The organism is Alphaproteobacteria bacterium (assembly GCA_019635875.1).
Taxonomy (GTDB): Bacteria; Pseudomonadota; Alphaproteobacteria; order Reyranellales; family Reyranellaceae; genus JAFAZJ01.
This window is the reverse complement of sequence record JAHBYP010000006.1, coordinates 212,909-238,392: the sequence shown is the minus strand read 5'-3', so window position 1 is coordinate 238,392 and position 25,484 is coordinate 212,909. Positions and strand designations below refer to the sequence as shown.

Below are 25,484 nucleotides of genomic sequence, written 5' to 3'. Positions count from 1 at the left end.
CTGTCCCCCCGGTCGCGGCCGTCGGCCGGTCAGTGCGTCTGGTATCGCCGCGCCAGGCGTTCGGCCTGCAGCCGCGCGCCCTCGGCGTCTTCGGCCCGGCCCAGGCGTCCGTAGATCGCCGCCAGATCGCGCTTGAGATGGGCGATGCCGCCGCGCGCGCGGTCGGCCGCCTGCAGGTGCGAGAGCGCGCGGTCGTTCCAGCCGGCGCGGATCAGCGCGTCGACATGGATCGCCTCGAACAGCGCGCGCTGCGCGTGGCTGCCGCCGACCGATTGCAGGTGCGGCAGCGCCTCGCCCAGCCGGCGCGCCGCCTCGGCGTGGTGGCCCTCGGCGTAGGCCACCAGGCCGTGTGCCGCCGGCACCGCCGCGTCGCGCCAGGCCTTGCGCTCGAAGGCTCGCGCGCGCTCGGCGCGTTCCTCCAGGCTCGCCAGCATCTCGGTGACCGCCTCGCGTTCGCCGGCGCGCGCCAGGCCGTGGACGTAGTGCAGGTCGAGGAACGGCGCGCAATGCTCGTGGATGCGCGGCACCAGGTACGGCGCGATGTCCTTCCAGCGATCGCCGACATCGAGCCAGCGCAGCTCCAGCCGCGCCAGCAGCGAGATCGCGTTGGCCTGATCGTGGCCGAACTCCTTCCAACGATCCCAGATGCGGGTGTCGTAGAGCTTCAGCGCGTGGCCCGGCCGTTCGCTGTCGATGTAGAACAAGGCCGTGTGCCACCAGTTGTGGCCGTAGATGAAGGCGTTGCAGCTCTCCCAGGTGTCGGCGAGGCCCTCCATCCAGGCGATGCCCTCCTCCAGCCGGCCGCGCGTCTCCATGACGTGGGCGACGGCGTGATGCGCCCAGGGATCGTTGCGCCGCATCTCGACGGCGCGGCGCGCGTCGGCCTCGGCCTCGTCCAGCCGGTTGAGCTGCTCCAGCGCGAAGGCGCGCATGCCGTAGACGTAGCCGATCTCCGCGTTGGCCGGCACGAAGTCCTCGGCGATCCGCAGCATGCCTTCGAAGTCGCCGCGCGCGAGGCACAGCAGCTGCGCCGTCTTGCCGGCGAAGAGGTCGCGCGGCCAGCGTCGGACGATGCTCGCGAAGATGTCGCTCGCCTGGTCCTGCGCGCCGTCGGCCCAGGTACGGACCGCCTGCAGCCAGAGCGTCTCGCGCTCGCTCATGTCGCGTTCGCGCAGCCGTGCCGCGTCGATGAAGGCGCGCGCGCCGGCGAAGCCCTCCGGCGACTCCAGCGACAGGTTCAGAACGGCGGTCTGCAACTGCACCAGCGGCACGTCGCGCGCCTGCCGCGCGAAGGCGACGTAGCGGTCGAGCTCATCGCCGTAGCCAAGCCATTGCTCCAGCGCGTGATCGATCGCGCGGATCGCGGCATCGTCGGCGTTGGCGATGTCGAGTCCCTGGGCGTCCTTGAGCATGGGCGCGATGTTCGAGCGAACCCGTCGAGGTGGTTGACACCGCGACCTTGTCACGCGGACCGGTCGAAGTCGAGCCAAGCGCCGGCCACGGTTCTGTTACGGTTTCGTGACTCTGGGACGCCGCACCGCCAGCCCGGCCAGCACGTGATCGAGCAGCGCTTCCGTGAAGGCCGCATCGAGCCGGGCGTGGCCGGCGAGCAGCCGGTAGAACAGCGGGCCATAGATCATGTCGAGCGCGACTTCGATGTCGAAATCGGTCCGCAGCGTTCCATCGGCGATCGCCGCCGCCAGCAGCGCCTTGCCGTCGGTGCGCCGCGCCAGGATGAAGTGGTTGCGGAAGGCCTTGCTGAGCTCGGTGTCCTGGTCGGCGGCCGCGAGCATCATGGTGACGCTGCGGCCCATCGGCGTGGCGAACATCGTGGCGATCTGCCGGAGCTGGCGACGCAGGGCCGGCAGCGCACCGCGCGAGGGCCGCGTCCCGGCTTCCGCCGGCGCATCCTCGAGTAGCGCGGCCATGGCGACGGCCTGCGCATTGGGCCAGTGGCGATAGACCGTGGGCTTGCCGACGCCGGCGCGCTGGGCGACGCCCTCCATGGTCACCGCCGCGACGCCGCCGCCCTCCAGCATCTCGCGCGCCGCGCGCAGGATGGCCAGGCGCGCGCCTTCGTCGCGCGGCCGGCCGCGCGGGCGTGGTTTTCCAGCGGGAGCCGGCTTGACAGGAGGGGTGCGAGGCATGATATATGTTACGCAACGTAACGTAATTAATCAACCAGCATAGGAGACCACGCCATGGCCGCCGTCAAGTCCGTGCCCGAGGGCTATCACAGCGCCACGCCGTACATGACCGTGCGCGACGCCGCCGCCGCGCTCGCCTTCTACAAGAAGGCGTTCGGCGCCGAGGAGCAGTTCCGCCTCACCGAGCCGGGCGGCCGCATCGGCCACGCCGAGTTCAGGATCGGCGATTCGCCGATCATGATCTCCGACGAGTATCCCGATTTCGGCGCGCTCAGCCCGGCGTCGCTGGGCGGCTCGCCGATCAAGATGATGCTTTACGTGCCCGACTGCGACGCCGCGGTGAAGCGCGCGGTCGATGCCGGCGCCACGGTGCTGCGCCAGCCGGCCGACCAGTTCTACGGTGATCGCACGGCGATGGTGTCGGACCCGTTCGGCCACAGCTGGTACCTGCAGACCCGCATCGAGGAAGTCTCGCCGCAGGAGATGCAGAAGCGCTACACCAAGGCGATGGGTGGCTAGGAGGAGATGACATGACAATGCAGCGGTCGCTGGAGCGGTTTCCGCTCCATCTCGGGCTTGGCGCCAAGGCGGTGCCGCAGCCCGAGTTCACCGGCATGGAATGGTATACCGCTTACGGCGAACGCAACGCCGCCGACGGCAGCGAAGGCCGGCTGGTTTCGCAGTACAGCTTCAGCGAAAGCTGGACGAGCTGGGAGCGACATCCCGCGGGCGACGAGGCGGTGATCTGCCTCGAGGGCGAGATCACGCTGATCCAGGAGCTGCCCGACGGACCGCGCACCGTCGCCTTGCGAGCCGGCGACTACGCGGTCAATCCACGAGGCGTCTGGCACACGGCGGATGTTGCCCGCCACGCCAAGGCGCTGTTCATCACCGCGGGTGCAGGCACCGAGCACCGCCCGCGCTAACGCAGCGAGCGCAATCTTGAAGTCACCTGTCGTCCCGAGCGCAGCGAGGGATCCAGGCTCAACCCTAGATCCCTCGCTGCGCTCGGGATGACAGGTGCGTTTGACTTATCGCTCGTCGCGCTAACGCAGCTACTGGGCGAGCGTCGCACGCAGGCCAGTGACGATCGCGAGATAGTCCGGATCGTCGGGCTCGATCAGCCCGTGGCGCACGAAGAAGTCGATCAGCACGAGGTTGCAATCGTACTTGAAGTCGAAGGTGTCGCGCACGCGCTCCATCACGCGCGACACCGGCCACAGCTCGAACGAGTCGACCTCGCCGTCCACCAGCGCCGGCGTGAAGTCGTCGGGCAGCTCGAGATCGAAGACGTACTGCACGTCGGGCTCCAGCTGCACGCCTGACTGATAGCAGTAGGTGATGCAGCCGACGCTCCGGGCATGACGCGCGATCGCTTCGGGGATGCCGGCCTCCTCGGCGCATTCCTTGATCACGTTCTCCATCAGCCCGAGCCCGGTGGGCTGACCGCCGGCGACGGTGTTGTCGAGCATGCCGGGATAGGTCGGCTTGTCGTAGGCGCGGCGCGGCACCCAGATGTGCAGCCCGTCGGCGCGGCGCACATAGCCGGTCAGGTGCACGCCGTAGGCGCGCACGCCGAAGTTGGCCACCGCAGCGCGCTCCATGTCCATCAGCGGCGGCCGCTTGAGGTCGAGCGTCACCGGATAGCGCTCGTCGCGCCAGTCGCCGAACAGGCCCTCGGCGCGCAGCTCGCGCAGCCAGGCTTCGACGGCGATCGTGCGCTCCGCCGCGTCGCCCAGCCGATCCGTCAGTCGCCAGCCGCCGGCGATGCGCGCGAACAGGTCAGGCCGCGCGGCCAGGCGCGGCGCGAAGTCGTGGTGGATCCAGCCGACGCGCTGCGGACCGATGTTCCAGGGCTCGAACTGCGAGAGATCGTGGGCGTTGCAGGCGCGGATGTGATCGAGGAAGGACATGGGACCCATGAGATGCTAAGCGGTTGATAGCCGCGCCGGCCGGAGCCCGCCAGTCTTGACCACCGCCGAACTCGCCCGCCTGCTCGCCGACCGCCTGCCCGCGCTCGACCTTCACGGCGTGATCGTCGAGGAGGCCGAGGACCAGGACATCCGCCTGCGCTTTCCCTTCCGCGACGCGCTGCTGGGGCCCAACGACATCTTCTCGGGCCCGAGCCTGCTGGGCTTCGCCGACACCGCGATCTATGCCGCCGGCCAGGCCGCGCTGGGCGCCCACTCGGTGCCGCTGGTTTCGACCATGAGCACGACCTTCGTGCGCCCGGCGCAGGCAGCCGACGTGGTGAGCATCTCGCGCGTCATCCGCCGCGGCAGGCGGCTGCTCAACGCCGAGGCCTGGCTGTTCAGCCACGTACCGATCGACCCGATCCTGCACGCCACCGCGACCTGCGTCGTCAGGGCGTGGCGTTAGAAAATGTCTGTCATTCCGAGCGAAGCGAGGAATCCAGTGAGGTACCTGGATCCCTCGCTGCGCTCGGGATGACAGGGTGTTTCCGCCGTTCCCTCGTCAGCGCACGCCCAGCTTCGCCATCGCCTCGGCGATGTCGGCCCTGATCGCGACCGCCGCGGCGATGTCGGGCGCCGCGCCGGCCGCGTCGCCCTTCAGCCGGCGCGCGACGCCGCGGCCGTAGAGTGCGTAGGCGCTCCTCGGGCTGAGGCGCAGCGCGGCGTCGTAGTCGGCGATCGCCGGGTCGAGCCGGCCGGCCTTCAGATGCACGAAGCCGCGCCTGTCGAGGGCGATCGCCGCGCCTGGCCGCAGGCGCAGCGACTCCTCGCAATCCTTCAGCGCTTGGTCCAATCGGCCGAGAATGGCGCCGACCCAGCAACGGCCGTGCCACGTCGCCGCGTGCGACGGCTCCAGCCGGATTGCCTGGTCATAGTCCTCCATCGCCCGTTCGTACTGAGCCGTCCGCTCGCGGGCGGCCGCGCGGTCGCGGAAGGCGAACGCCGTGTCCGGCTTCAGGCGGATCACCTCGTCGTAGTCCCGGATCGCCCGGTCGTACTGCCCCTTCTTCATGTGGACGTCGCCGCGATAGCTGAAGGCGAAGGCGTTCGCCGGCTCGAGGCGCAGCGCCTGATCGTAGTCCTCGATTGCCCGATCGAGCTGGCCCTTGCGCTCGTAGGCGCTGCCGCGGGACGTGAAGGCGTAGGCATCGTCCGGCTTCAGGCGGATGGCCTGATCGTAGTCCTGGATCGCCCGGTCGTGCTGGCCTTTGCTGCGGTAGGAGTTGCCGCGGTAGATCAGGGCGACAGCGTTCGACGGGTCGAGGCGGATCGCCTGGTCGTAGTCCTGGATCGCCTGGTCGTATTGCCGGTTGTCGTGCTGCGCGGAGCCGCGCCAGAAATATGCCCGCGCGAGCTCCTGCCCGGTCGCGCGACCGGACTGAATGATCGCCGTGCAGCTGCTGATCTTCACGTCCGGGGCGACACCACCGCCGCCCCTGCAGGCCTTCACCTGCTGATCGATGTCCTGCGCCAGCGCCGGCGCCACGGCGAGCGCGAGCGCCAGCAACATCGTGACGCCCGTCGTGATCGTTCTCATGGCCGCCCCCGGGACTCGAGCCGGCCAGCACCTGTCCGGCGCCAGCCAACGGGAGGCACCCTACAGGGCGTAGCCGCCGTCGACCATCAGCGTCTGGCCGGTGATCCACCTGGCGCGCGACGAGGCGAGGAACAGCACCGCCTCGGCGATATCCTCGGCCGTGCCCAGTCGCCTGAGCGCGAGGTTGCGTCGCGCCGCCTCGAGGTATTTCTCGTCGAAGTCGCCGCTCTCCATCAGCCGATGGAACATGCCGTCGGTCAGCAGGCCGACGCCCACCATGTTGGCGCGGATGCCGAAGCGTCCCTCCTCCGCCGCGACGCCCCTGATCACGCCCTCGACGGCGGCCTTGGGCGCCACCGAGAGGATGTCGCGCGCGGCGTAGCGGCGGATCGCCGGCGTGCCGACGACGACGATCGCGCCCCTGGTCTCGCGCAGCCTGGGCAAGGCGGCGTGGACCAGGCCGTAGCAGCCGACCGCGTCCTGGTTCATCACGGCGCGGAACTTCTCGGGCGTCACCTGGCTGATGTAGCGCATGTCGATATAGGGGCCGGCGGCATAGACCAGCGTGTGCAGCGGGCCGAGCGCGCCCACCGCATGGCCGATCGCCTCGGCCACCGCCTTGTCGTCCTCCAGCGTCGCCTGGACGGCATAGCCCGCCTGGCCGCGCGCCGAGACCTCGCGCAGCGCCTCGTCGGCCGAATCCTTGTTGCCGCGATAGGTGAAGGCGACGTCGCAGCCCGACTCGGCCAGGCGCCGGATGACGGCGCGGCCGATGCCGCCGCTGCCGCCGGCCACCAGGGCGCAGCCATTGGTCGGAAAATCCATGATCCTCTCCCCTAACCCAGGCGGCGCGACAGCTCGGCGATGCGCGCGAAGGGCGACACGCCGGGCCGCAACGACAGATCGCCGGCGCGCGCCAGGCCATGGCGGCCGAAGCGCTCGCGGATCGCCTCGACCAGCCATAGCTCGGCCTGCGCATGGCGCGCCAGCGCGAGACGACCGCCTTCGGCGAGATGCGCGCGATGCGCGTCGATCGCCGCAAGCAGCTCGGCCACGCCGGTGCGCTCGCGCGACGATACCAGCAGGGTGCGCGCTTGCCACGACGAGGTGTCGGGCTCCGCGAGGCTCAGCGCGCCGGCGACGTCGCTCGCCGCCCGCTCGGCCAGGACGCCGAGATCGGCCTTGGTCACCGCCACGAGATGCGGGATCTCGACGATGCCCGCCTTCATGAACTGCAGCGAGTCGCCGGAGCCGGGCTGCACGCAGAACACGACGGTGTCGGCGACGCCCGCGACGTCGGTTTCCGACTGGCCGACGCCCACGGTCTCGATCAGCACGATGTCGAAGATCGCCCGCATGATCACCATGGCGCCCAATGTCAGCTCGGCAAGCCCGCCGAGCCGATCACGCGCAGCCATCGAGCGGACGAAGACGCCGTCGTCCGACGGATCGGTCGCCAGCCGTGCGCGATCGCCGAGCAACGCGCCGCCGGTGCGCCGCGACGAGGGGTCGACCGCGATCACGCCGACCGTCCTGCCCTCGGCGCGCCATGCGGCGATCAACGCCGACAGCAGCGTCGACTTGCCGACTCCCGGCGGACCGGTGACGCCCACGACATGCGCGCGTGGCGCGCGATGGGACTCGTCGAGCAGCGCACGCACGTCGTCGGCGTCCGGCTGGCGTTCCAGCCGCGCCAACGCCGCCGCGAGCGCGGGCTTGTCCATTCTCACCACGACCTTCCCCCGGAGGGGGAAGGTGCCCGAAGGGCGGAAGGGGGATATCGAAGACGAATATCGGAGTCCGTCTTCGACATCCCCCATCCGTCAGCGCTTCGCGCTGCCACCTTCCCCCTCCGGGGGAAGGTAAGGGTAGTGGGCGGCGGTGGCGCGGCGATGAGAGTCAGTCCGTCTTCAGCGCCGCGCCGAGCGCGGCCTGGGCGGCGGCGAGGCGGGCGATGGGAACGCGGTAGGGCGAGCAGCTGACGTAGTCGAGGCCGACCTCGTGGCAGAAGAACACCGAGGCCGGGTCGCCGCCATGCTCGCCGCAGATGCCCAGCTTCAGATCGTTGCGCGCCTTGCGGCCGCGCTCGAAGGCGATTCGAATCAGCTCGCCGACGCCGTCGATGTCGAGCGTGGCGAACGGGTCCTGCTCGAAGATGCCGCGCTTCTGGTAGCGCTCGAGGAAGGACGAGGAGTCGTCGCGCGACAGGCCGAAGGTGGTTTGCGTCAGGTCGTTGGTGCCGAAGCTGAAGAACTCCGCCGTCTCGGCGATCTCGCCGGCGCGCAGCGCGGCACGCGGCAGCTCGATCATGGTGCCGACCTTGTAGTCGAGCTTCTGGCCGGAGAGCTGCGCGACCTCGCGGGCGACGCGGTCGACGACCTCCTTCATCAGGTCGAGCTCCTTCCGCGTCGCGACCAGCGGGATCATGATCTCCGGCTCGACCGTCTTGCCGCGGCTCTTCTGCACCTCGGCGACGGCCTCGAAGATGGCGCGCGCCTGCATCTCGTAGATCTCGGGGAAGGAGATGCCCAGCCGCACGCCGCGATGGCCCAGCATGGGGTTGAACTCGTGCAGCTTGGCGGCCCGCTGCTCGATCTCCGACACGTCGAGCTTGAGCTCCTTCGCCACCTCCTCGATCTCGGCCGGCTTGTGCGGCAGGAACTCGTGCAGCGGCGGGTCGAGCAGGCGGATGGTCACCGGCAGGCCGGCCATGATGTCGAACAGCTCGACGAAGTCCTGGCGCTGCATCGGCTCGATCTTGGCCAGCGCGGCACGCCTGCCCTTCTCGTCGTCGGCCAGGATCATCTGGCGCACGGCGACGATGCGGTCGCCCTCGAAGAACATGTGCTCGGTGCGGCAGAGCCCGATGCCCTCGGCGCCGAACTTGCGCGCCTGGGCGGCGTCGGCCGGGGTCTCGGCATTGGTACGCACCTTCAGCACGCGCACCGCGTCGGCCCACTGCATCAGCTCGGCGAACTCGCCGGACAATTCAGGTTGGATGGTCGGCACCACGCCCAGCATGATCTGGCCGGTGCCGCCGTCGAGCGTGATCGCATCGCCGGCCTTCAAGATCATGCCACCCGCGCTCATCGTGCCCTTGGCCGCGTCGATGCGCACGCCGCCGGCGCCGGCGACGCAGGGCTTGCCCATGCCGCGCGCCACCACGGCGGCGTGGCTGGTCATGCCGCCGGTCGAGGTGAGAATCCCCTCGGCGGCGTGCATGCCGTGGATGTCCTCGGGGCTGGTCTCGCGCCGCACGAGGATCACCTTCTGGCCATCGCGCGCGCGCTTTTCCGCCTCGTCGGCGGTGAAGACGATGGTGCCCGACGCGGCGCCCGGCGAGGCCGGCAGGCCGCGATCGAGCACCTTGCGCTCGGCCTTGGGATCGAGCGTGGGATGAAGCAGCTGGTCGAGCGAGGCCGGCGCGACGCGCGCCACCGCCTCCTTCGAATCGATCAGCCCCTCGCGCACCATGTCGACGGCGATCTTCAGCGCCGCCTTGGCCGTGCGCTTGCCGTTGCGGGTCTGCAGCATGTAGAGCTTGCCGCCCTGCACGGTGAACTCGATGTCCTGCATGTCGCGGTAGTGCCGCTCCAGGGTCGCGCGGATCTCGGCGAGCTGGCGGAAGACGTCGGGCATCGCCTCTTCCATCGCCGGCTTGTCGGATTTCTGCGCCAGCTTGCCGGCGATGGTCAGGTGCTGCGGCGTGCGGATGCCGGCGACGACATCCTCGCCCTGCGCGTTCACCAGGTACTCGCCATAGAAGACGTTGTCGCCGGTCGAGGGATCGCGCGTGAAGGCGACGCCGGTGGCGCAGTCCTCGCCCATGTTGCCGAACACCATGGCCTGCACGTTGACCGCGGTGCCCCAGTCAGCCGGGATCGAATGCAGGCGACGATAGGTGATCGCCCGCTGGTTCATCCACGAGCCGAACACGGCGCCGATGGCGCCCCAGAGCTGCTCGTGCGGGTCCTGCGGGAAGGGCCTGCCCAGCTCGCGCTCGACCGCGCGCTTGTATCTGGCGATGACGTCCTTCCAGTCCTGCGCCTTCAGGTCGGTGTCGAGCTGCACACCGAGATCTTCCTTCTTCAGCTCGAGGATCTCCTCGAAGTGATGGTGGTCGACCTCGAGCACGACGTCGGAATACATCTGGATGAAGCGGCGATAGGAGTCGTAGGCGAAGCGCTCGTCGCCCGACGACTTCGCCAGGCCGAGCACGGTGTCGTCGTTGAGCCCGAGGTTCAGCACCGTGTCCATCATGCCCGGCATCGAGGCACGCGCGCCCGAGCGCACCGACACGAGCAGCGGGTTGGCGGCGTCGCCGAACTTGCGGCCGACGATCTTCTCGACGGCGGCGAGCGCCGTCTCGACCTCGCCCTTCAGCTCCCCGGGGTAGGACTTCTCGTTGTCGTAGTAGTGCGTGCACAGCTCGGTCGTGATGGTGAAGCCCGGCGGCACCGGCAGGCCGATGCTCGACATCTCCGCCAGGTTGGCACCCTTGCCGCCCAGGAGATTGCGCATGTCGGCGCGTCCCTCGGCGGTGCCGTTGCCAAAGCCATACACCCACTTGGTCATCGCGAGCTCACTAGCCCTCAATTTCAGAGAAGTCTGCGACATGGTCGATGGTCCCACTGATCTGCCGCAGCAATCGGAGGCGATTCAGGCGCAAATCGGGACGGTCGGCGACATTGACTGTGACCTTTTCGAAGAAAGAATCGAGTGGCGCACGAAGCGCCGCCAGCGCCGACATCGCCGCGGTGTAATCCTCGCGCAACAAGGCCGGCCCCGCCGTCGCATCGGCGCTGCGCAGCGCGGCGGCGACCGCCTTCTCCTCGTCCTGCTCGAACAGCGCGGCATCGGGCGGGTTCCTGACCTGGGCCGCCAGCGCCTTGTCCTTGCGCTCCTCGGCCTTCACGATGTTGGCGGCGCGGTTGTAGGCGACCAGCAGATTCCTGCCGTCGTCGGAGCCTACGAAATCCTGCAGCGCCTTCACGCGCGCCAGCAGGCGCACGAGATCGTCCTCGTTGCCCAGCGCGAAGACGGCGTTGACCAGATCGTGGCGCACGCCCTGCTCGCGCACCTGCACCTTCAGGCGATCGGCGAAGAAGTCCAGCAGCTCGGCGCTGTTGATCGCACGGCCCGCGGCCGCGGCCTTGAACAATTCGGTCAGCTTCAGGCGCAGGCCGTTCTCGGTGATCAGGCGGATCGAGCCCAGCGCCGCGCGGCGCAGCGCGTAGGGATCCTTCGAGCCCGTCGGCTTCTCGTCGATCGCCCAGAAGCCGACCAGCGTGTCGAGCTTGTCGGCCAGCGCCACCGCCACCGATACCGGCGATTTGGGGCAGCGCGAGTCGGGGCCCGTCGGTCCGTAGTGATCGGCGATCGCGATCGAGACCTCGAGCGGCAGGCCCTCGATCTGCGCGTAGTAGCCGCCCATCACGCCCTGCAGTTCGGGGAACTCGCCCACCATGCCCGACGTGAGATCGGCCTTGGCGAGCCGCGCTGCGGTCTCGACATGCGCCGGATCGGTCATGTGGAAGAAGCCGCAGGTCTCGGCCTGCACGATCGCCTGCGCCAGCTTGACGATGCGCTCGACGCGCTCGGCCTGGGTGCCGAGCTTGGCATGAAAGACGATATCCTTCAGCGCCGGCAGCCGGTCGGCGAGCCTGGCCTTGCGGTCCTGGTCCCAGAAGAAGCGCGCATCGGAAAGCCGCGCGCGCAGGACGCGCTCGTTGCCGGCGACGATCTCCCGGCCGCCATCGGGCGCCACGGTGTTGGCGACGACGACGAAGCGGTTGGCCAGCTCGCCGCCGCGGGTATGGCAGGCGAAGTAGCGCTGGTGCGTCTTCATCGAGGTGATCAGCACCTCGGCCGGCACGTCCATGAATTCGCGGTCGATGGTGCCCATCATCGGCACCGGCCATTCGACCAGGCCGGCGACCTCGGCGAGCAGGCCGTCGTCCTTCACCAGGGTGACGCCGGCCTCGCGGCAGGCGGTCTCGGCCTTGGTGCGGATCACCGCCTTGCGTTCCTCGGCATCGACCATGACGTAGGCCTGCTTCAGCTTGCGCACATAGTCGGTATAGCCCTCGACGCGGATCTCGCCGGGCGCCATGAAGCGATGGCCGCGCGTGGTCTCGCGCGCCGGCACGATGATGTCGCTTTCACGGGGGCTTTCCACGAATACGAAGCGTGAGCCGGTGCCGCCCTGGGCCGCGGCGTCGAAGTAGAAATCCGGCGAATCGGCGCGGTTCTCGACGATGCCGCCCTTCAGCGGCACGCCGTTGAAGACGCAGAGGATCTGCTGCAGCGGGCGCACCCAGCTGAGCGGCCGCGCGCCCCAGCGCATCGATTTGGGCCACGGGAAGCCGCTCAGCACCCGGCCGACGACCTCGCGCAGCACCTCGGTGGCGTTGCGGCCCTTCTTCTCGCTCACCGCGAAGTAGAACTCGCCCTTGCCGGTGTCTCTCTTTTCACATTGGTCCAGCGAGGTCAGCCCGGCGCCCCTGAGGAAGCCCTCGATGGCGCGCGCCGGCGCGTCGGTGCGCGGGCCGCGCTTCTCCTCGCGCACGTCGGCGGAGCGCAGCGGGATGCCGTCCATCGCCAGCACCAGCCGGCGCGGCGTGGCGAAGGCGGCGGCGAAGGCGAAGTCGAGCCCGGCCTGCGTCAGCCCCTCGCCGAACAGCCGCTTGAGATCCTCGGCCGCGCGCGCCTGCATGCGCGCGGGGATCTCCTCGGACAGCAGTTCGAGGACTAGCTTGGCCATGGTCTACCTGCCTTCCCCCGGAGGGGGAAGGTGGCCGCAGGGCGGAAGGGGGATGTCGAAGACGAACACCGCGCGCGTTGAGACATCCCCCATCCGTCGCTTCGCGCCATCTTCCCCCTCCGGGGGAAGGTAATAGCTGGGCAAGCGAGTCCGTCTGCGCATGGGTTCAGGCCTTGGTCAGCCAGGCTTCGCAGCACGCCTTGGCCAGCGCGCGCACGCGGCCGATATAGGCCTGCCGCTCGGTGACGCTGATCACGCCGCGCGCGTCGAGCAGGTTGAAGGCGTGGCTCGCCTTGATGCATTGCTCGTAGGCCGGCAGCGCCAGCTTTGCATTGCTATGGTTCAGCAGGGCGCCGCATTCCTTCTCGGCGTCGGCGAAGTGGCGGAACAGCATCGCGGTGTCGGCGCGCTCGAAATTGTAGGCCGACTGCTCGCGCTCGTTGCGCAGGAAGACCTCGCCGTAGGTCAGCGGCACCTCGGAGCCCGGCTGGTTATAGGGCAGCTCGTAGACGCTCTTCTTGTCGAACAGGTACATCGCCAGCCGCTCGAGCCCGTAGGTGATCTCGCCCGAGGTCACCTCGCATTCGATGCCGCCGACCTGCTGGAAGTAGGTGAACTGCGTCACCTCCATGCCGTCGCACCAGACCTCCCAGCCCAGGCCCCAGGCGCCCAAGGTCGGGCTCTCCCAGTCGTCCTCGACCAGGCGCAGATCGTGCAGGTCGGGGTCGATGCCGATGGCGCGCAGCGAGCCGAAATAGCGGTCGAGGATGTCGTTGGGCGACGGCTTCAGGATCACCTGGAACTGGTAGTAGTGCTGCAGCCGGTTGGGGTTCTCGCCGTAGCGGCCGTCCTTGGGCCGGCGCGAGGGCTGCACATAGGCGGCGTACCACGGCTCGGAGCCGAGCGCGCGCAGCGTGGTGGCGGTGTGGAAGGTGCCGGCGCCCATCTCCATGTCGTAAGGCTGCAGGATGGCGCAGCCCTGCCGCGCCCAATAGCGCTGCAGGGTCAGGATCAGCTCCTGGAAACAGGTCGGCTTTCCAGCCTCGGCGGCGAGGGCCACGATCTTGAATTCCCGATGGATTTCCGCCCGGTTAGGCGGGATTTCGGCGGTGCACCATATAGGTGCCGCTTCCCCGGGCGGTCAAGCCAGCGCCCTACGCCGCCCGCCTGTCGCAGTGGACCGTTCCGGCCGGCACCCAGGCGCCGCAGACGCGGCAGGCGACGAGGTCGACCGCCGGCTTGCCGGCTCGCGGCGCCGGCTCGGCGGCGGGCGGCGGCGGCGCCGGCTGCGGCGGGCGCGGCCGGGCGGTCACCTTCTCGATCTGCCGCTGCCACCAGCGCCAGCCGAACCAGGCGATGACGATCACCGCCGCGATCGTCAGCAGCTTGCCGAGGAACCCGCTCATGCGGTCCTTGTAAGCCGCTGCCGCCGTTATTTGAAGTAGCTGTTGGTGGTGATGTACCAGAGGAAGCCGCTGGTGCCGGCCTTGTTCTCGGCGATGGAGTGGCCCTGCTGGCGGTCCCGGGGCGTCGGGCCCGGCGAGACGCCGCCGGTCCTGAGCCCGTTCAGCACCGGCTCGAGCTCGCCGACCAGCCGTATATAGTTGTTAATCAGCGGGCCCGGATAGATGGTGATGAACTTGCCGGCCTGCACGCCCTGGCACATCTCCTCGTAGGCTGTCCGCGGCGAGACCACCTTGTGGTCGAGATTGGCCCGTTGCAGCACCGGCAGCACCGCCCTGGCGACCTTCTCGGCGTCGCGCGGCTGGGCGCTGACGTGCAGCTTGTAGCCCGCTTGCCAGGGATGCTCGACCCGCTTGCCGAGGTCGCGCAGCGCCGGCTTCCAGTAGGGCATGATCATGCTGTCGACGATGTCGTATCCCCGGGGTCCGGTGGGGAAGCCGTAAACTGTTGCGGCCATTGGACTTTTCCCGCGCGTTCTATGGATTTCTATGGGTCGCGGGCCAGTCTAATGAGTGATTGCTCACACCGCAAGTGCGATCTACAGCCCATAGCGCGACCACAGCGCGCGCTGCTCGGCGGCCTCCAGCGCCCCCTCCGCCCAGTCGCGGCCCAACTCCCGGCCGGTCACCGACACCGCGGTCAGCCCCAGCATGCGGCGCAGGAAGCCGGGCTGGCGCTCGCCGACCAGCGGCAGGCGCACCTTCCGGCCGTAGCGCTCCTGCAGCACCTCGCGCAGATGGCCCAGCCCGTCGACCAGCCCGAGTTCCAGCCCGCGCTGGCCGGTCCAGAACTCGCCCTCGAACAGGGTCTTGTCGTCGGCCGTCAGCCGCTCGCCGCGGCGCTCGCGTACCCAGCGCTTGAAGGTGGCGTGCATCTCGTCCTGCAGCCGGCGCAATTTCGCGACGTCCTCAGGATCCTCCGGCTGGAAGGGATCGAGCATGGCCTTGCTCTCGCCGGCGGTATGCACGCGCCGCTCGATGCCCAGCCGCTCCAGCGCCTTCTGGAAGCCGAAGCCGGCGGAGATCACACCGATCGACCCCACGATCGACGAGGGATCGGCGAAGATGTCGTCACCGGCGCAGGCCAGCCAATAGCCGCCCGAAGCCGCGACATCCTCGACGAAGATGTGCACCGGCAGCTTCTTCTCCTCAGCCAGCGAACGAATGCGTTTTGCGATCAGCGCCGACTGCACCGGCGAGCCGCCGGGCGAGTTGATGATCAGCGCCACCGCCTTGGCGCCGCGCAGCGCGAACGCCCGCTGCAGGCGCGGCGCGACGGAAGCCAGCGACAGCACCGGCCCGAAGCCGCCGCGCGCGGCGATCACGCCCGACAGGCGCACCACGGGCACGACAACCGGCGCGCGGACGCCCAGCAACGGAATGCGGGCCAACGCCGCGCGCAATCTCTCGAACATGCGCCGTCATATGTCGGGTGCGGCGGCGCGAGTGCAAGGGCCTTGGCCGTTGGGGCCGCGCCGCTCCAGCGGCGCTCATCACTCCCTCTCCCCGCCTGCGGGGAGAGGGTTGGGGTGAGGGGCTGCATCGAGTGGCGCACCACCATCGTGCGCAACCTCAATCGCCCCCTCACCCCGACCCTCTCCCCGCACGCGGGGAGAGGGAGAGAGCTACAGGACCAGTGGCGCTGCATCGCGCAGGATGGCTTCGGCCTCGGCGGTGTACTTGCCCTGCCCGCCGTGCAGCGTCAGCCCGGGCAGCAGCACCGCCGGGCCGCCGACGCCCTTGCGCGCCCGCACGATCACGCGCCGTGCCGGCTCGCCGGCGGCGGGCCACAGCGGCAGCACGGTGATCTCGCCCGCCTTGCCGTCGAGCGCCGCGAGGATCGCCGGCAGACGGTCGGCGCGCTGGATCAGGCTGAGCGTGCCGCGCGAGCGCAGCCGCGCCAGGCAGCGCGCGATCCAGCCCGCGAGGTCGAGGGCCGATTCGCGGTTGGCCCTGTCGGCCGACGCGTCCGGCGAGGGCGTGCCCGCGCTCGCGTCGAGAAAAGGCGGATTGCTGACGACCTGGTCGAAGGCGCGCTCCAGCAGCGCCGCCGGCGGATGCGCGAGGTCGCCCTCGACGATGGCGTAGCGCTCGCCCTGCCCATTGCGCTGCGCATTCTCGCGCGCCATCAGAGCGATGTCGGGCTGCGCCTCGAGGCCGACGATGTCGAAGGCCGTCGCGCCTTCGCGCGCCAGCAGGCAGAGCCCGACGGCGCCCGTGCCGCAGCCGGCATCGAGGATGCGCTCGCCGGCCCGGGGGCTCACCGCCGCCGCCAGCAACACCGCGTCGATCGACACGCGATAGCCGGCGCGCCGCTGCCACAGCGCCACCCGGCCGCCCAGGAGGGAGTCGTCGGTTCGATCGGTCATCGCCCCATCTTACCTTCCCCCGGAGGGGGAAGGTGCCCGACCTTGCTTCGCCCGCCGAAGCGGGCTTCGCGAAGGCGGGAGGGCGGAAGGGGGATGTCGAAGGCGGACACCGGTTTTGTTGAGGCATCCCCCATCCGGCGCTGCGCGCCACCTTCCCCCTCCGGGGGAAGGTAGAGGAAGCGTCGCCAATAACTCCCTCTCCCCGCCTGCGGGGAGAGGGTTGGGGTGAGGGGCTGATTCAGGTGGCGCACCGCCGTCGTGCCCAATCTGCTACGACCCCACCCCGACCCTCTCCCCGCGAGCGGGGAGAGGGAGAAAAAGGTAAATCGCCATCCGCGACAACGGTGCGGCTTGTCGCCGGTTCGCATTGCGCCAACATCTTGAGCGTGCGACACGTCGCCCAGGGAAATGGGGATGCGACATGGCCGTGGTGGTAACGCTGGACGACAAGCGCCGCAGGGGCCCGAGTCTGGAGCCGCTGCTGGCGCTGTGCGCCCAGGATCTCGAGCGCGTCAACCGCGTGATCGCCTCGGGCATGCAGTCCTCGGTGCAGCTGATCCCCAAGCTCGCCGACTACCTGGTGGGCGCCGGCGGCAAGCGCATGCGACCGCTGCTGACCATCGCCGCCGCCAAGCTCTGCGGCTACAACGGCGAGCACCACGTGCAGCTCGCCGCCTGCGTCGAGTTCATCCACTCCGCCACCCTGCTGCACGACGACGTGGTCGACGGCTCGGACCTGCGCCGCGGCAAGCCGGCGGCCAACGCGGTGTGGGGCAACAAGGCCTCCGTCCTGGTCGGCGACTTCCTCTTCACCCGCGCCTTCGAGCTGATGGTCGAGGTCGGCTCGATCGAGGTGCTGGGCATCCTCAGCAACGCCTCGAGCGTGATCGCCGAGGGCGAGGTGCTGCAGCTCACCGTCGCCAACAACATCTCGATCGGCGAAGGCGTCTACATGGACGTCATCAAGGCCAAGACTGCCAAGCTGTTCGCCGCCGCCGCCGAGGTCTCGCCGGTGATCGCCGGCCGCCCGCGCGCCGAGCGCGACGCGCTGGCCGCCTACGGCCTGAACCTCGGCATCGCCTTCCAGCTGGTCGACGACGCGCTCGACTACGGCGGCAGCGCCGCCAAGCTCGGCAAGGCGGTGGGCGACGATTTCCGCGAGGGCAAGGTCACCCTGCCGGTGATCCTCGCCTTCCTGCGCGGCGACGCCGAGGAGCGGGCGTTCTGGAAGCGGGTGATGGAGAAGCTCGAGCAGAACGACGCGGACCTGCAGCGCGCGCTGGAGCTGATGCAGAAGCATGGGGCGCTGGCCGATACGCTGGATCGCGCACGGCATTACGGTGCGATGGCGCGCGATGCGCTGGGGTTGTTTGGGGACAGCGCGGTGAAGCGGGCGATGGTCGAGGCGGTCGATTTCGCGATCGAGCGGGCGCATTGAGGCCACAGTTTGGGAAGCCGCAAAGGAGCGGAGCCGAACGTGCGGCATCACTACGTGCCCGTCTTCTATCTCAAGCAGTGGGCCGAGCAGCCAGACGGCAAAGTCCCCTTTTATCAGTGGATCAACGACCGCATCGTGCCCGGCCGGCGGACGCCGGAGAACACGGGCTACGAGGATGACCTCTACGCCAAGGACAAGGTCCCCGATACAGAGCGTCACATCATCGAAGAGAGCCTGTTTAGTCCGATCGACAACGCGGCCGCGCCGATCCACCGCAAGATGCTACAGCTCGAGGACTGTGATCTGACCCCGGACGAGCGTGCTGCTTGGGCGGTTTTCCTGATCGCCGCCAACGCCCGCGTACCCGGCATCGTCAACGAGGCGCGGGCCAAGTATGCAGCTAGCGCCCGCGAAGCATTTCTCAAGAACCCCGATGAGTACGAGCGCGCCAAGGGCAGCGCGTCGGAAGCGACATTCGTCGAGTGGATCGACAAGCACTACCCTGGCCTGATCGACAACTTCGGCCTCGATACGATGGCCCGCCACATCACAAATTCGGACCGTATCCGGGAGTATGTAGACCTCAAGTGGTCCGCCCACACTATCCCCGATTCCAATGCGCCCCTCATCACTACTGACCGACCGCTCTGGTTCTGGCAGAACCCGAGCCACCCTCAGTTCTCGATCGTGATGCCGCTATCGCCCCGGAGCATGTTCGTCGCTGCCCATACGGAGGCTTTCGCTGAGAACATCGCGCGGGCAGATCACTCTGACCTCGCAGCCAAGGTCAACGCATCCCTCATCCACCGAGCTCGCGAGCGAGTCTACGGCCGCATCGAGCTTAGTCTTCTCGAGCCGCTTTGGCGCAACGGACTGCAAGTGCAGGACAATCCCCGGCTGCTCAACGACTAACGCCCACATCGCGCTTCCGAGTACAAAAGCGCGCGCACGTAAGGTGATTGCCATACTTTCCGCGCGTCGATCTAATGATTGAAGGCGCGCCTGCGCCCGTACTGGGGGTGATCACGATGGCCATTCCGTTCGAACCGACACGCTCCTACGTCTACAAGGCAACCCGGTATGAGATACTCCCACGCATCGTCGAACTTGCGCGTCCGTACGGCGACGTCCCCTTTCTGTTGCGGGACCTATCCAAGAAGGTGCTGAACGACACCTACACGAGGGAACAGCTCGATATTCAGATTCGCAAAGCGCAGTCCGATGTGCTCCAGAGGATGAGTAGAATCTTTGGTTTCTACATACCGTTCCTTGCGAAGAATCTTCGTATTTTTGAGCGAGTCGGAGACGGCATGTTCAGGAATGTCTCCAACTTAGAAGAGGATGAAGAGATAGCCGAGGCGGATGCCGATCCCGATGCAATCGCTGATGAGGAGGCTGGACCTGTCGGTTTTGTGGACACCGCGGGCTTCATTTACATGTATTCATTTCCGACGATTGTTCGGGAAGGAGTGAGATTCCCAATCAAGATCGGCTTGACTCGAGCAGATGACGCGGATGCACGAGTTCAGCAGCAATGCAGGCAGACGTGCTGCTTCGAGAATCCCACAGTCCTGCGCACATGGAAGGTTCAGCAGGTGGCTGCCGTTGAGCAAGCGATCCACTCAATTTTGCGTGCACGCGGGCGCAAGCGCGATGCCCCTGGCACGGAGTGGTTTGATACCACGCTTGATGAGGTCGAAAGCATCGTGAAGTTCGTTCAAGAGACTGGCTGAAACACAAGCGCCTTTCCTCTCGCTGGCGTTGGACAGCTCCCCCTTCGTTACCGCGCAGCGCTTGTGCTTGGATCGAGTTCTCTGAGCATACGCCAACCAAGGTCAACGACAGTTTCGTAGTCGGCAAGCATCTGGCTATGGAAGAGGATCGGACGCGTCGTCTCGTCCCAAGCATGTGTCGCCACCGGGAGAAAGCTGCACAGCTGCAACTGTTCTGCTTCAAGGCGATCGTGCTCGTCCATATCGAGGCGATGTCGCGCCTCGCGCATCCTATTCTCCAGCTCGTTGTACGCAGCGGCGTTAGATTGCCCTACCGCATGTGGTGGGATGTACAGCGGTATGCGGTGTGCGAGCGCATGCCGGTAGTCTTCCAGATAAGCGAACCATCCCTTCATGAGGCTGGAATCGAGATAGTCTTGGAAGTCTCTAGAAAGCGACTCTCGAACGTCCTCACACTTCGCTCCTAAGCCCATAAGGAGTGGGGGTATTTCCTTGCCATTAGACCTCTTGATGCCACGCTCTTTGACCCAAATCTGGGCGAGATTGTCCATGCAGCCAAAGACATTCAAAACGAACGCCTGAAGGCAGATTGTGCACACACTCCGGGGTTCGTCGGACGGGATCACATTGGACGCAGGTGGAATAGTAGCGAATGCCGTCTGGACGCAGTGGACGAGGATGCGGAGCCGGCGACAGTAACCTTGCCGCGCCATGACTTCGGCCAAAGGATTACCGTATGCCCAGGCATGATAGGCCATCAGGAGCTTGGTATATTTCGGATGGACGGACTCTAGGCCCTCATGAAGCTGTTTGATCGCTTCGGTCGAGTATGTTGGCCTCATAGGAGTGATCGTACCTCTCCAGACAACAACGCAAGCCCGATACCATCAGTCTACAGCCTGAGGAAGAGCACGGGATTGCTTCCATGATACCCGACGAGAGCGCGACTCGCCCACCCAGCACCACCGGCCTGCGCCGCTTCCTGGATCTCCAGCAGCAGCGCGACTGGATGCAGGGCAAGACGGTCCCGCGCGACGCCGAGGAGCGCTCGGAGTCGCTGGAGCTGCGTCTCAGATACGTCACACGGTTCGAGAAGCTGCTGCGCCGGCCGCAGGCGCCGGAGGTGCTGGCGATGCTCCGGCGCTACGGCCGCGACTGCATCCCCATCCCGCGCCGGACCGAGCGGGATTACTGGTCGGTGTCCTGCCTGCCGTCGACGCCGGGCAAGGCGCTGGTTCGCGTCAATGCGAGCTGGATGGAGCTGTTCTCGCTCTACGCCGACGGCGCGGGCATCCGCGCGCTGTTCGTGGTGCATCTGTCCGATTTCACGTCAGACCGTTCAATCGATCAGGACCGGGTGGACGAGGCCTTGCTCGAGCGCAGCGTCAGGGAGCCGCAAGACGTCAGCTGGTTCTTCCCGCGTGGCCGGGACATCTTCGGCATCAGGGTCCGCGGCGCCGCCTCGATCGGCAAGTTCCTCGCCGGTCGCCGGACGTTGCGGGCGATCCGGGCGTTCAACCTCACGCACATGAACCGGGGCCGCAACGCCTACCAGGCGAGCCACTGCTACAGCCTGGCGGACCGCATGCTGGGCGACGCGGGAGGCTGAATAGCGGCCGTCGCGTCGCTTCACTTCTTCCGCCGGCGCCGCGTTGCGCCCGTCCCTTTTGCCGCTATGCTGCCGGCGCGAACAACGAAAGAACAGCGGGAGGGCGCGCAGGATGCGCCAGGGCAGGCTTGTCGCGACGGGCGTGATGCTGGCGTTCTGCCTGTTCGCCGCCTGGCAGTCCTGGCTGCTGCCGCTCACCGACCGGCTCGGGCCGGGGCCGGGCTTCTTTCCCTTCTGGATGGCGCTGATCGGCGTGGTGCTGGCGATCGGTCTGCTGGTCGCCACCGTCGGCGAGCCGGCCGCCGCGCCGGTAGACGGCGAGGCCGAGCGCATCCTGCCCAGCGGCCCGGGGGCCGGCCGCTGGTTCGCCATCGTGCTGATGCTCGCCGCCGCCGCCGCCGCCATGGAGGTGCTGGGCTTCCGCATCACCATGCTGGCGTTCAACGCCGCGCTCGCCGTCGCGCTCGGCGAGCGCCGCTGGTGGGTGATCGCGCTCTTCGCCGTGCTGGGCAGCGTCGGGGTGTTCTACGTGTTCACCACCTGGCTCGACGTGCTGCTGCCCGTCGGCCGGTTCGGGATCTAGGGCATGAGTCCGTCGAGCGACCTCCCCTGTCACGCCGGGGCTATCGCCTATGGCCGATTTGCCCGGGTCTTACCTTCCCCCGGAGGGGGAAGGTGCCCGAAGGGCGGAAGGGGGATGTCGAAGACGGACACCGATTTCGTTGCGGCATCCCCCTTCCGTCGCGCTGCGCGCGCCACCTTCCCCCTCCGGGGGAAGGGAAGTCAGAAATCCATAGGCGATCGCCCTATCCCTCGCTGCGCCCGGAATGACGGCGCCACTCCTGCCTTCCCGCACCGGCGGGCAAAGGAAACATGAGTTAGCCGATGGAAGCGCTTGGTCATCTGATGTCCGGCTTCGCCGCGGCACTCAGCTGGAACTACCTGCTCTACGCCTTCGCCGGCTGCACGCTGGGCACGCTGATCGGCGTGCTGCCGGGGCTGGGGCCGGCGGCCGGCACGGCGATCCTGATCCCGATCACCTTCAACCTCGATCCGACCGGCGCCATCATCATGCTGGCGGCGATCTACTACGGCGCGATGTATGGCGGCACCGTGACCTCGGTGCTGATCAACGTGCCGGGCGAGGCGGCCTCGGTGATCACCTGCATCGACGGCCACCAGATGGCACGCCAGGGCCGCGCCGGCTCGGCACTGGCGATCGCCGCCATCGGCTCCTTCGTCGGCGGCATCTTCGCGACCGTGGCACTTGTGCTGGTCGCCGCGCCGCTGGCGTCGCTGGCGCTGAAGTTCGGGCCGGCCGAGTTCTTCGCCCTGATGGTGGCCGGTCTGTGCCTGGTGGTCGGGCTGGCCGGCAACAACATGTGGGCGGCGCTGCTGATGACCATCGTCGGGCTGCTGCTCGCCATGGTCGGGCTCGATCCGGTGCGCGGCGCGCCGCGCTTCACCTATGGCGTCAACGAGCTGATCGACGGTGTCGGCTTCGTGCCCGTGGTGATGGGCCTGTTCGGCATCGGCGAGCTCTTGATCGCCGCCGAGAGGCGCCAGGCGCGCCTGATCCAGGCCGACCTGAAGAACTGGAACCTCAGCAAGGAGGAGTGGCGGCTCTCGCGCGGCGCGATCGCCCGCGGAACCGGCGTGGGCTTCGTGCTCGGCCTGATTCCCGGCGTCGGCGCCATCGTGCCGACCTTCATAGCCTATGTGCTGGAGAAGCGCGTGTCGAAGACGCCGAAGCGCTTCGGCAAGGGCGCCGTCGAGGGCGTGGCGGCGGCCGAGACGGCGAACAACTCCTACGCCAACGGCGCCATGGTGCCGCTGCTGTCGCTCGGCATCCCGAGCTCGCCGACCATCGCCGTGCTGATGGGCGCCTTCATCATTCACGGCCTGCAGCCCGGGCCCTTCCTGTTCCAGGAGCGGCCCGACCTGGTGTGGACGGTGATCGCCAGCTTCTTCGTCGGCAACCTGATCCTGCTGATCCTCAACCTGCCGCTGGTCGGGATGTGGGCCAGGCTGCTGAGGATCCCGTTCGGCTATCTCTGCGTCGGCGTGCTGATCTTCTGCATCATCGGCTCCTACAGCCTGAAGCAGAGCATGTTCGACGTCTGGGTCATGCTGGGCTTCGGAATCATCGGCTACCTGCTGCGCAAGCTCGACTTCCCGCTGGCGCCGGCGATCCTGGCGCTGATCCTGGGACCGATGATGGAGAAGTCGCTGCGCACCACGCTGGAGATCTCCGGTGGCAGCTTCGCCATCTTTCTCGACCGCCCGGTGGCGCTGGCGCTGCTGGCGATCCCGCTGATCGTGCTGGCCGCGATGTTGCTGCGCCCCCGCACCTTCTCCAAGCTGAGGGAAAGCGATGCCGAGTGAGGTCAATCTCCCTCTCCCCGCTCGCGGGGAGAGGGTCGGGGTGAGGGGCTGAATCAGGTGACGCACCACCGTCGTGCGCAACCAGCCGCTACCCCTCACCCTAACCCTCTCCCCGCTCGCGGGGAGAGGGAACACCAAAGGAGGAAACACCAGATGATCATCCGTCGTCGCACATTGCTCGCCGCCACGGCGGCCAGCGCGCTCGCCAGCCCGACGATCGCCCAGGCCGCCTTCCCGCGCCGCGGGCTGCAGCTCATCGTCGCCTTCGCCGCCGGCGGCAGCACCGACGTGGGCGCGCGCATCCTCGCCGCCGCGGCCGAGAAGGAGCTCGGCCAGACCGTCACCGTGGTCAACAAGGCGGGCGCCGGCGGCCAGCTCGGCTTCACCGAGATCGCCCGCGCGCGGCCCGACGGCTACACGCTGGGCTTCATCAACCTGCCGGCGGTCAACACCATCGTGCTCGATCCCGAGCGCAAGGCCGTCTTCAACATGGAGAGCTTCATCCCGGTCGCCAACCAGGTGCTCGACCCCGGCCTGATCTGGGTCAAGGGCGACAGCCCGTTCAAGAACATGAAGGACCTGGTCGACGCGGCGAAGAAGGCGCCCAACACGGTGCGTGCCTGCACCACCGGCATCCTGAGCGACGACCACCTCGCCATCCTGATGACCCACGAGGCGGCCGGCGTGGAGTTCCGCATCGTGCATTTTGACAGCGGCGTGCAGCAGCTCGCCGGCGTCATCGGCGGCCATGTCGACGTGGCCTTCGACAACGTCGGCAGCGTGGTCAAGCGCGTGCTGTCGGGCGAGGTGCGCGGCCTGGCGGTGACCGACCACGTGCGCTCGCCCTTCCTGCCCGACGTTCCGACCACCAAGGAGCTTGGCTACCCGACCATCATCTCCAGCTCGACGCGCGGCGTGGCGGCGCCCAAGGGCACGCCGGCCGCCGCGATCAAGGTGCTCGAGGCCGCCTTCCTCAAGGCGATCAACAGCGCCGACATGAAGACCAAGATGGATGCCGCCGGCCTGGCGCTGCGGCCGATGGTCGGCGCCGAATACGCCAAGTACTACGCCGACCTGCACAAGCAGGCGACCAAGTACACGGAATGGGCGCTGAAGATGCGGTAGCGTCCTCGCTGTCGTCCCGAGCGACAGCGAGGGATCCAGTCAACCTTCCTGGATCCCTCGCTGCGCTCGGGATGACATGACTCACGACTGGTTGCCCACAGCGCCCTCGCGCTACGCTGCCGCCCGGGTCCGCGACAACGGGCCTCCAGGGGGAGCAGGAATGCAGCAGCGGAGAGCAGGCGCCGCGTGGGCGCTGGCGCTCGTCGTGGCGCTGGGCGCGGTCGACGCGCCGGCGCAGACGACGCCGACCAAGGCCGCCAGGCCGGCCCGGCCCGCGCAGCCCGACAGCTGGAAGCGTTGCGCCGATCGCAATCCCGACATCGCCATTGCCGGCTGCACCGCGGTGATCGGATCGAAGCGCGAGAGCGCGGACAACAGGGCCAAGGCCCACTACATCAGGGGCAGCGCCCATGGCCGCAAGGGCGACCACGCCGGCGCGATGCGCGACTACGACGAGTCGCTGCGGCTGAAACCGCGCCAGGCGGACGTCCTGATCAACCGCGGGCACGCCTACAGCGACCAGGGCAAGGAGGACCGCGCGATCGAGGATTACAGCGAGGCGATCCGCCTGCGACCCGGCAGCGCAGACTTCCGGATCTCCCGTGCCATCGCCCACCTGAAGAAGAAGGATGTCGATCGCGCCATGCCCGATCTCGACCGGGCGCTGCGGCTGCGGCCGAAGAACGTGTTCGGTTTCGAGAATCGCGGCCTGGCACATCACATGGCCGGCCGCTACGACGCCGCCATCGCCGACTACAGCGCCGCGCTGCGCATCGATGCCAATCGCCCGTTCTCGCTCTACGGCCGCGGCCTGGCGCGCAAGGCCAAGGGCCACGCCGAGGCCGCCGCCGCTGACATCGGCGCCGCCATGCGCATCCGCGTCGACGTCGACAAGCTGCTCGCGCCGTACGGATTGTAGCGACACTGCGATTGCCATCCCCC

Annotated in this window: 25 protein-coding genes; 11 read left to right on the top strand and 14 right to left on the bottom strand. The window is 68.2% G+C overall.

Going from position 1 to position 25,484, the window contains the following annotated elements:
- Positions 1–29: 29 nt before the first annotated feature.
- Together KF889_22050 and KF889_22045 are read right to left on the bottom strand one after the other, a co-directional pair.
- Positions 30–1,412, bottom strand: coding sequence for a tetratricopeptide repeat protein (locus KF889_22050; GenBank protein ID MBX3502133.1), 1,383 nt, complete (start codon positions 1,410–1,412; stop codon positions 30–32).
- 96 nt (positions 1,413–1,508) lie between these two features.
- Complete coding sequence (locus tag KF889_22045) at positions 1,509–2,147, bottom strand: TetR/AcrR family transcriptional regulator (GenBank protein MBX3502132.1); 639 nt, start codon at positions 2,145–2,147, stop codon at positions 1,509–1,511.
- Between the two features lie 54 nt (positions 2,148–2,201).
- Between KF889_22045 and KF889_22040 the strand changes: the two genes are divergently transcribed.
- Both KF889_22040 and KF889_22035 read left to right on the top strand, forming a co-directional pair.
- Positions 2,202–2,666, top strand: coding sequence for a VOC family protein (locus KF889_22040; GenBank protein MBX3502131.1), 465 nt, complete (start codon positions 2,202–2,204; stop codon positions 2,664–2,666).
- 11 nt (positions 2,667–2,677) lie between these two features.
- Entirely contained in the window at positions 2,678–3,073 is a 396-nt protein-coding gene (locus KF889_22035) for a cupin domain-containing protein (protein MBX3502130.1), read from the top strand.
- Between the two features lie 129 nt (positions 3,074–3,202).
- On the opposite strand, the gene KF889_22030 is transcribed toward KF889_22035, so the two are convergent.
- Positions 3,203–4,060: a DUF4743 domain-containing protein gene (locus KF889_22030; GenBank protein MBX3502129.1), complete on the bottom strand. Its 858-nt coding sequence runs from the start codon at positions 4,058–4,060 to the stop codon at positions 3,203–3,205.
- Between the two features lie 55 nt (positions 4,061–4,115).
- On the opposite strand from KF889_22030, the gene KF889_22025 reads away from it, so the two are divergent.
- Positions 4,116–4,526: a PaaI family thioesterase gene (locus KF889_22025; protein ID MBX3502128.1), complete on the top strand. Its 411-nt coding sequence runs from the start codon at positions 4,116–4,118 to the stop codon at positions 4,524–4,526.
- Between the two features lie 96 nt (positions 4,527–4,622).
- Here KF889_22025 and KF889_22020 read toward each other — a convergent pair whose 3' ends face one another.
- From KF889_22020 to KF889_21975, 10 genes are all read right to left on the bottom strand, one after another.
- Complete coding sequence (locus KF889_22020) at positions 4,623–5,657, bottom strand: tetratricopeptide repeat protein (protein ID MBX3502127.1); 1,035 nt, start codon at positions 5,655–5,657, stop codon at positions 4,623–4,625.
- A gap of 60 nt (positions 5,658–5,717) precedes the next feature.
- Complete coding sequence (locus tag KF889_22015; GenBank protein MBX3502126.1) at positions 5,718–6,482, bottom strand: SDR family oxidoreductase; 765 nt, start codon at positions 6,480–6,482, stop codon at positions 5,718–5,720.
- A gap of 11 nt (positions 6,483–6,493) precedes the next feature.
- Positions 6,494–7,381 (bottom strand): ATP/GTP-binding protein, encoded by an 888-nt coding sequence (locus KF889_22010; GenBank protein MBX3502125.1) that lies wholly within the window; start codon positions 7,379–7,381, stop codon positions 6,494–6,496.
- A gap of 175 nt (positions 7,382–7,556) precedes the next feature.
- Entirely contained in the window at positions 7,557–10,232 is a 2,676-nt protein-coding gene (gene ppdK, locus KF889_22005) for a pyruvate, phosphate dikinase (GenBank protein ID MBX3502124.1), read from the bottom strand.
- A gap of 10 nt (positions 10,233–10,242) precedes the next feature.
- Positions 10,243–12,420 (bottom strand): glycine--tRNA ligase subunit beta, encoded by a 2,178-nt coding sequence (gene glyS / locus KF889_22000; protein ID MBX3502123.1) that lies wholly within the window; start codon positions 12,418–12,420, stop codon positions 10,243–10,245.
- Positions 12,421–12,586: 166 nt separating this feature from the next.
- Positions 12,587–13,480, bottom strand: coding sequence for a glycine--tRNA ligase subunit alpha (locus tag KF889_21995; protein MBX3502122.1), 894 nt, complete (start codon positions 13,478–13,480; stop codon positions 12,587–12,589).
- Between the two features lie 94 nt (positions 13,481–13,574).
- On the bottom strand, positions 13,575–13,826 hold the full coding sequence (locus KF889_21990; GenBank protein ID MBX3502121.1) for a hypothetical protein: 252 nt from the start codon (positions 13,824–13,826) through the stop codon (positions 13,575–13,577).
- Positions 13,827–13,852: 26 nt separating this feature from the next.
- On the bottom strand, positions 13,853–14,341 hold the full coding sequence (locus tag KF889_21985) for a hypothetical protein (GenBank protein ID MBX3502120.1): 489 nt from the start codon (positions 14,339–14,341) through the stop codon (positions 13,853–13,855).
- Positions 14,342–14,422: 81 nt separating this feature from the next.
- Positions 14,423–15,298 carry a S49 family peptidase gene (locus KF889_21980; protein MBX3502119.1) on the bottom strand — a complete coding sequence of 292 codons (876 nt, stop codon included), beginning with the start codon at positions 15,296–15,298 and terminating at the stop codon, positions 14,423–14,425.
- A 210-nt stretch (positions 15,299–15,508) separates the two neighbouring features.
- Positions 15,509–16,252 (bottom strand): methyltransferase, encoded by a 744-nt coding sequence (locus KF889_21975; protein ID MBX3502118.1) that lies wholly within the window; start codon positions 16,250–16,252, stop codon positions 15,509–15,511.
- Positions 16,253–16,673: 421 nt separating this feature from the next.
- Between KF889_21975 and KF889_21970 the strand changes: the two genes are divergently transcribed.
- The 3 genes from KF889_21970 (at position 16,674) to KF889_21960 (ending at position 19,423) form a co-directional block, all read left to right on the top strand.
- Positions 16,674–17,690 (top strand): polyprenyl synthetase family protein, encoded by a 1,017-nt coding sequence (locus tag KF889_21970; GenBank protein MBX3502117.1) that lies wholly within the window; start codon positions 16,674–16,676, stop codon positions 17,688–17,690.
- Between the two features lie 39 nt (positions 17,691–17,729).
- Positions 17,730–18,602 carry a DUF4238 domain-containing protein gene (locus KF889_21965; protein ID MBX3502116.1) on the top strand — a complete coding sequence of 291 codons (873 nt, stop codon included), beginning with the start codon at positions 17,730–17,732 and terminating at the stop codon, positions 18,600–18,602.
- Between the two features lie 116 nt (positions 18,603–18,718).
- A complete protein-coding gene (locus KF889_21960; GenBank protein ID MBX3502115.1) occupies positions 18,719–19,423 on the top strand; it encodes a GIY-YIG nuclease family protein in 705 nt (234 codons plus the stop codon).
- A 47-nt stretch (positions 19,424–19,470) separates the two neighbouring features.
- Here the strand turns inward: KF889_21960 and KF889_21955 are convergent, their stop codons facing one another.
- The gene (locus KF889_21955) at positions 19,471–20,265 is read right to left on the bottom strand and encodes a hypothetical protein (GenBank protein MBX3502114.1); all 795 of its coding nucleotides are present in this window, start codon (positions 20,263–20,265) and stop codon (positions 19,471–19,473) included.
- An 83-nt stretch (positions 20,266–20,348) separates the two neighbouring features.
- On the opposite strand from KF889_21955, the gene KF889_21950 reads away from it, so the two are divergent.
- The 5 genes from KF889_21950 (at position 20,349) to KF889_21930 (ending at position 25,461) form a co-directional block, all read left to right on the top strand.
- Positions 20,349–21,032, top strand: a complete 684-nt coding sequence (locus KF889_21950) for a hypothetical protein (protein ID MBX3502113.1) — start codon at positions 20,349–20,351, stop codon at positions 21,030–21,032.
- A gap of 112 nt (positions 21,033–21,144) precedes the next feature.
- On the top strand, positions 21,145–21,615 hold the full coding sequence (locus KF889_21945) for a tripartite tricarboxylate transporter TctB family protein (protein MBX3502112.1): 471 nt from the start codon (positions 21,145–21,147) through the stop codon (positions 21,613–21,615).
- Positions 21,616–21,917: 302 nt separating this feature from the next.
- Entirely contained in the window at positions 21,918–23,417 is a 1,500-nt protein-coding gene (locus KF889_21940; protein ID MBX3502111.1) for a tripartite tricarboxylate transporter permease, read from the top strand.
- Between the two features lie 153 nt (positions 23,418–23,570).
- On the top strand, positions 23,571–24,542 hold the full coding sequence (locus KF889_21935) for a tripartite tricarboxylate transporter substrate binding protein (protein ID MBX3502110.1): 972 nt from the start codon (positions 23,571–23,573) through the stop codon (positions 24,540–24,542).
- Positions 24,543–24,702: 160 nt separating this feature from the next.
- Complete coding sequence (locus KF889_21930; GenBank protein ID MBX3502109.1) at positions 24,703–25,461, top strand: tetratricopeptide repeat protein; 759 nt, start codon at positions 24,703–24,705, stop codon at positions 25,459–25,461.
- The last annotated feature ends 23 nt before the right edge of the window (positions 25,462–25,484 follow it).

What these genes read in the sequence shown, in the direction of transcription:
- KF889_22030 (MBX3502129.1), bottom strand. Translation starts at nt 4,060, where the DNA reads ATGTCCTTCCTCGATCACATCCGCGCCTGCAACGCCCACGATCTCTCG.
- KF889_21960 (MBX3502115.1), top strand. Translation starts at nt 18,719, where the DNA reads ATGGCCATTCCGTTCGAACCGACACGCTCCTACGTCTACAAGGCAACC.
- KF889_21935 (MBX3502110.1), top strand. Translation starts at nt 23,571, where the DNA reads ATGATCATCCGTCGTCGCACATTGCTCGCCGCCACGGCGGCCAGCGCG.
- KF889_21980 (MBX3502119.1), bottom strand. Translation starts at nt 15,298, where the DNA reads ATGTTCGAGAGATTGCGCGCGGCGTTGGCCCGCATTCCGTTGCTGGGC.
- ppdK (MBX3502124.1), bottom strand. Translation starts at nt 10,232, where the DNA reads ATGACCAAGTGGGTGTATGGCTTTGGCAACGGCACCGCCGAGGGACGC.
- KF889_21990 (MBX3502121.1), bottom strand. Translation starts at nt 13,826, where the DNA reads ATGAGCGGGTTCCTCGGCAAGCTGCTGACGATCGCGGCGGTGATCGTC.
- KF889_22010 (MBX3502125.1), bottom strand. Translation starts at nt 7,381, where the DNA reads ATGGACAAGCCCGCGCTCGCGGCGGCGTTGGCGCGGCTGGAACGCCAG.
- KF889_22050 (MBX3502133.1), bottom strand. Translation starts at nt 1,412, where the DNA reads ATGCTCAAGGACGCCCAGGGACTCGACATCGCCAACGCCGACGATGCC.
- KF889_21985 (MBX3502120.1), bottom strand. Translation starts at nt 14,341, where the DNA reads ATGGCCGCAACAGTTTACGGCTTCCCCACCGGACCCCGGGGATACGAC.
- KF889_22020 (MBX3502127.1), bottom strand. Translation starts at nt 5,657, where the DNA reads ATGAGAACGATCACGACGGGCGTCACGATGTTGCTGGCGCTCGCGCTC.
- KF889_22015 (MBX3502126.1), bottom strand. Translation starts at nt 6,482, where the DNA reads ATGGATTTTCCGACCAATGGCTGCGCCCTGGTGGCCGGCGGCAGCGGC.
- KF889_21970 (MBX3502117.1), top strand. Translation starts at nt 16,674, where the DNA reads ATGGCCGTGGTGGTAACGCTGGACGACAAGCGCCGCAGGGGCCCGAGT.
- KF889_21955 (MBX3502114.1), bottom strand. Translation starts at nt 20,265, where the DNA reads ATGAGGCCAACATACTCGACCGAAGCGATCAAACAGCTTCATGAGGGC.
- KF889_21940 (MBX3502111.1), top strand. Translation starts at nt 21,918, where the DNA reads ATGGAAGCGCTTGGTCATCTGATGTCCGGCTTCGCCGCGGCACTCAGC.
- glyS (MBX3502123.1), bottom strand. Translation starts at nt 12,420, where the DNA reads ATGGCCAAGCTAGTCCTCGAACTGCTGTCCGAGGAGATCCCCGCGCGC.
- KF889_21975 (MBX3502118.1), bottom strand. Translation starts at nt 16,252, where the DNA reads ATGACCGATCGAACCGACGACTCCCTCCTGGGCGGCCGGGTGGCGCTG.
- KF889_22035 (MBX3502130.1), top strand. Translation starts at nt 2,678, where the DNA reads ATGACAATGCAGCGGTCGCTGGAGCGGTTTCCGCTCCATCTCGGGCTT.
- KF889_21950 (MBX3502113.1), top strand. Translation starts at nt 20,349, where the DNA reads ATGATACCCGACGAGAGCGCGACTCGCCCACCCAGCACCACCGGCCTG.
- KF889_21945 (MBX3502112.1), top strand. Translation starts at nt 21,145, where the DNA reads ATGCGCCAGGGCAGGCTTGTCGCGACGGGCGTGATGCTGGCGTTCTGC.
- KF889_22045 (MBX3502132.1), bottom strand. Translation starts at nt 2,147, where the DNA reads ATGCCTCGCACCCCTCCTGTCAAGCCGGCTCCCGCTGGAAAACCACGC.
- KF889_21930 (MBX3502109.1), top strand. Translation starts at nt 24,703, where the DNA reads ATGCAGCAGCGGAGAGCAGGCGCCGCGTGGGCGCTGGCGCTCGTCGTG.
- KF889_22040 (MBX3502131.1), top strand. Translation starts at nt 2,202, where the DNA reads ATGGCCGCCGTCAAGTCCGTGCCCGAGGGCTATCACAGCGCCACGCCG.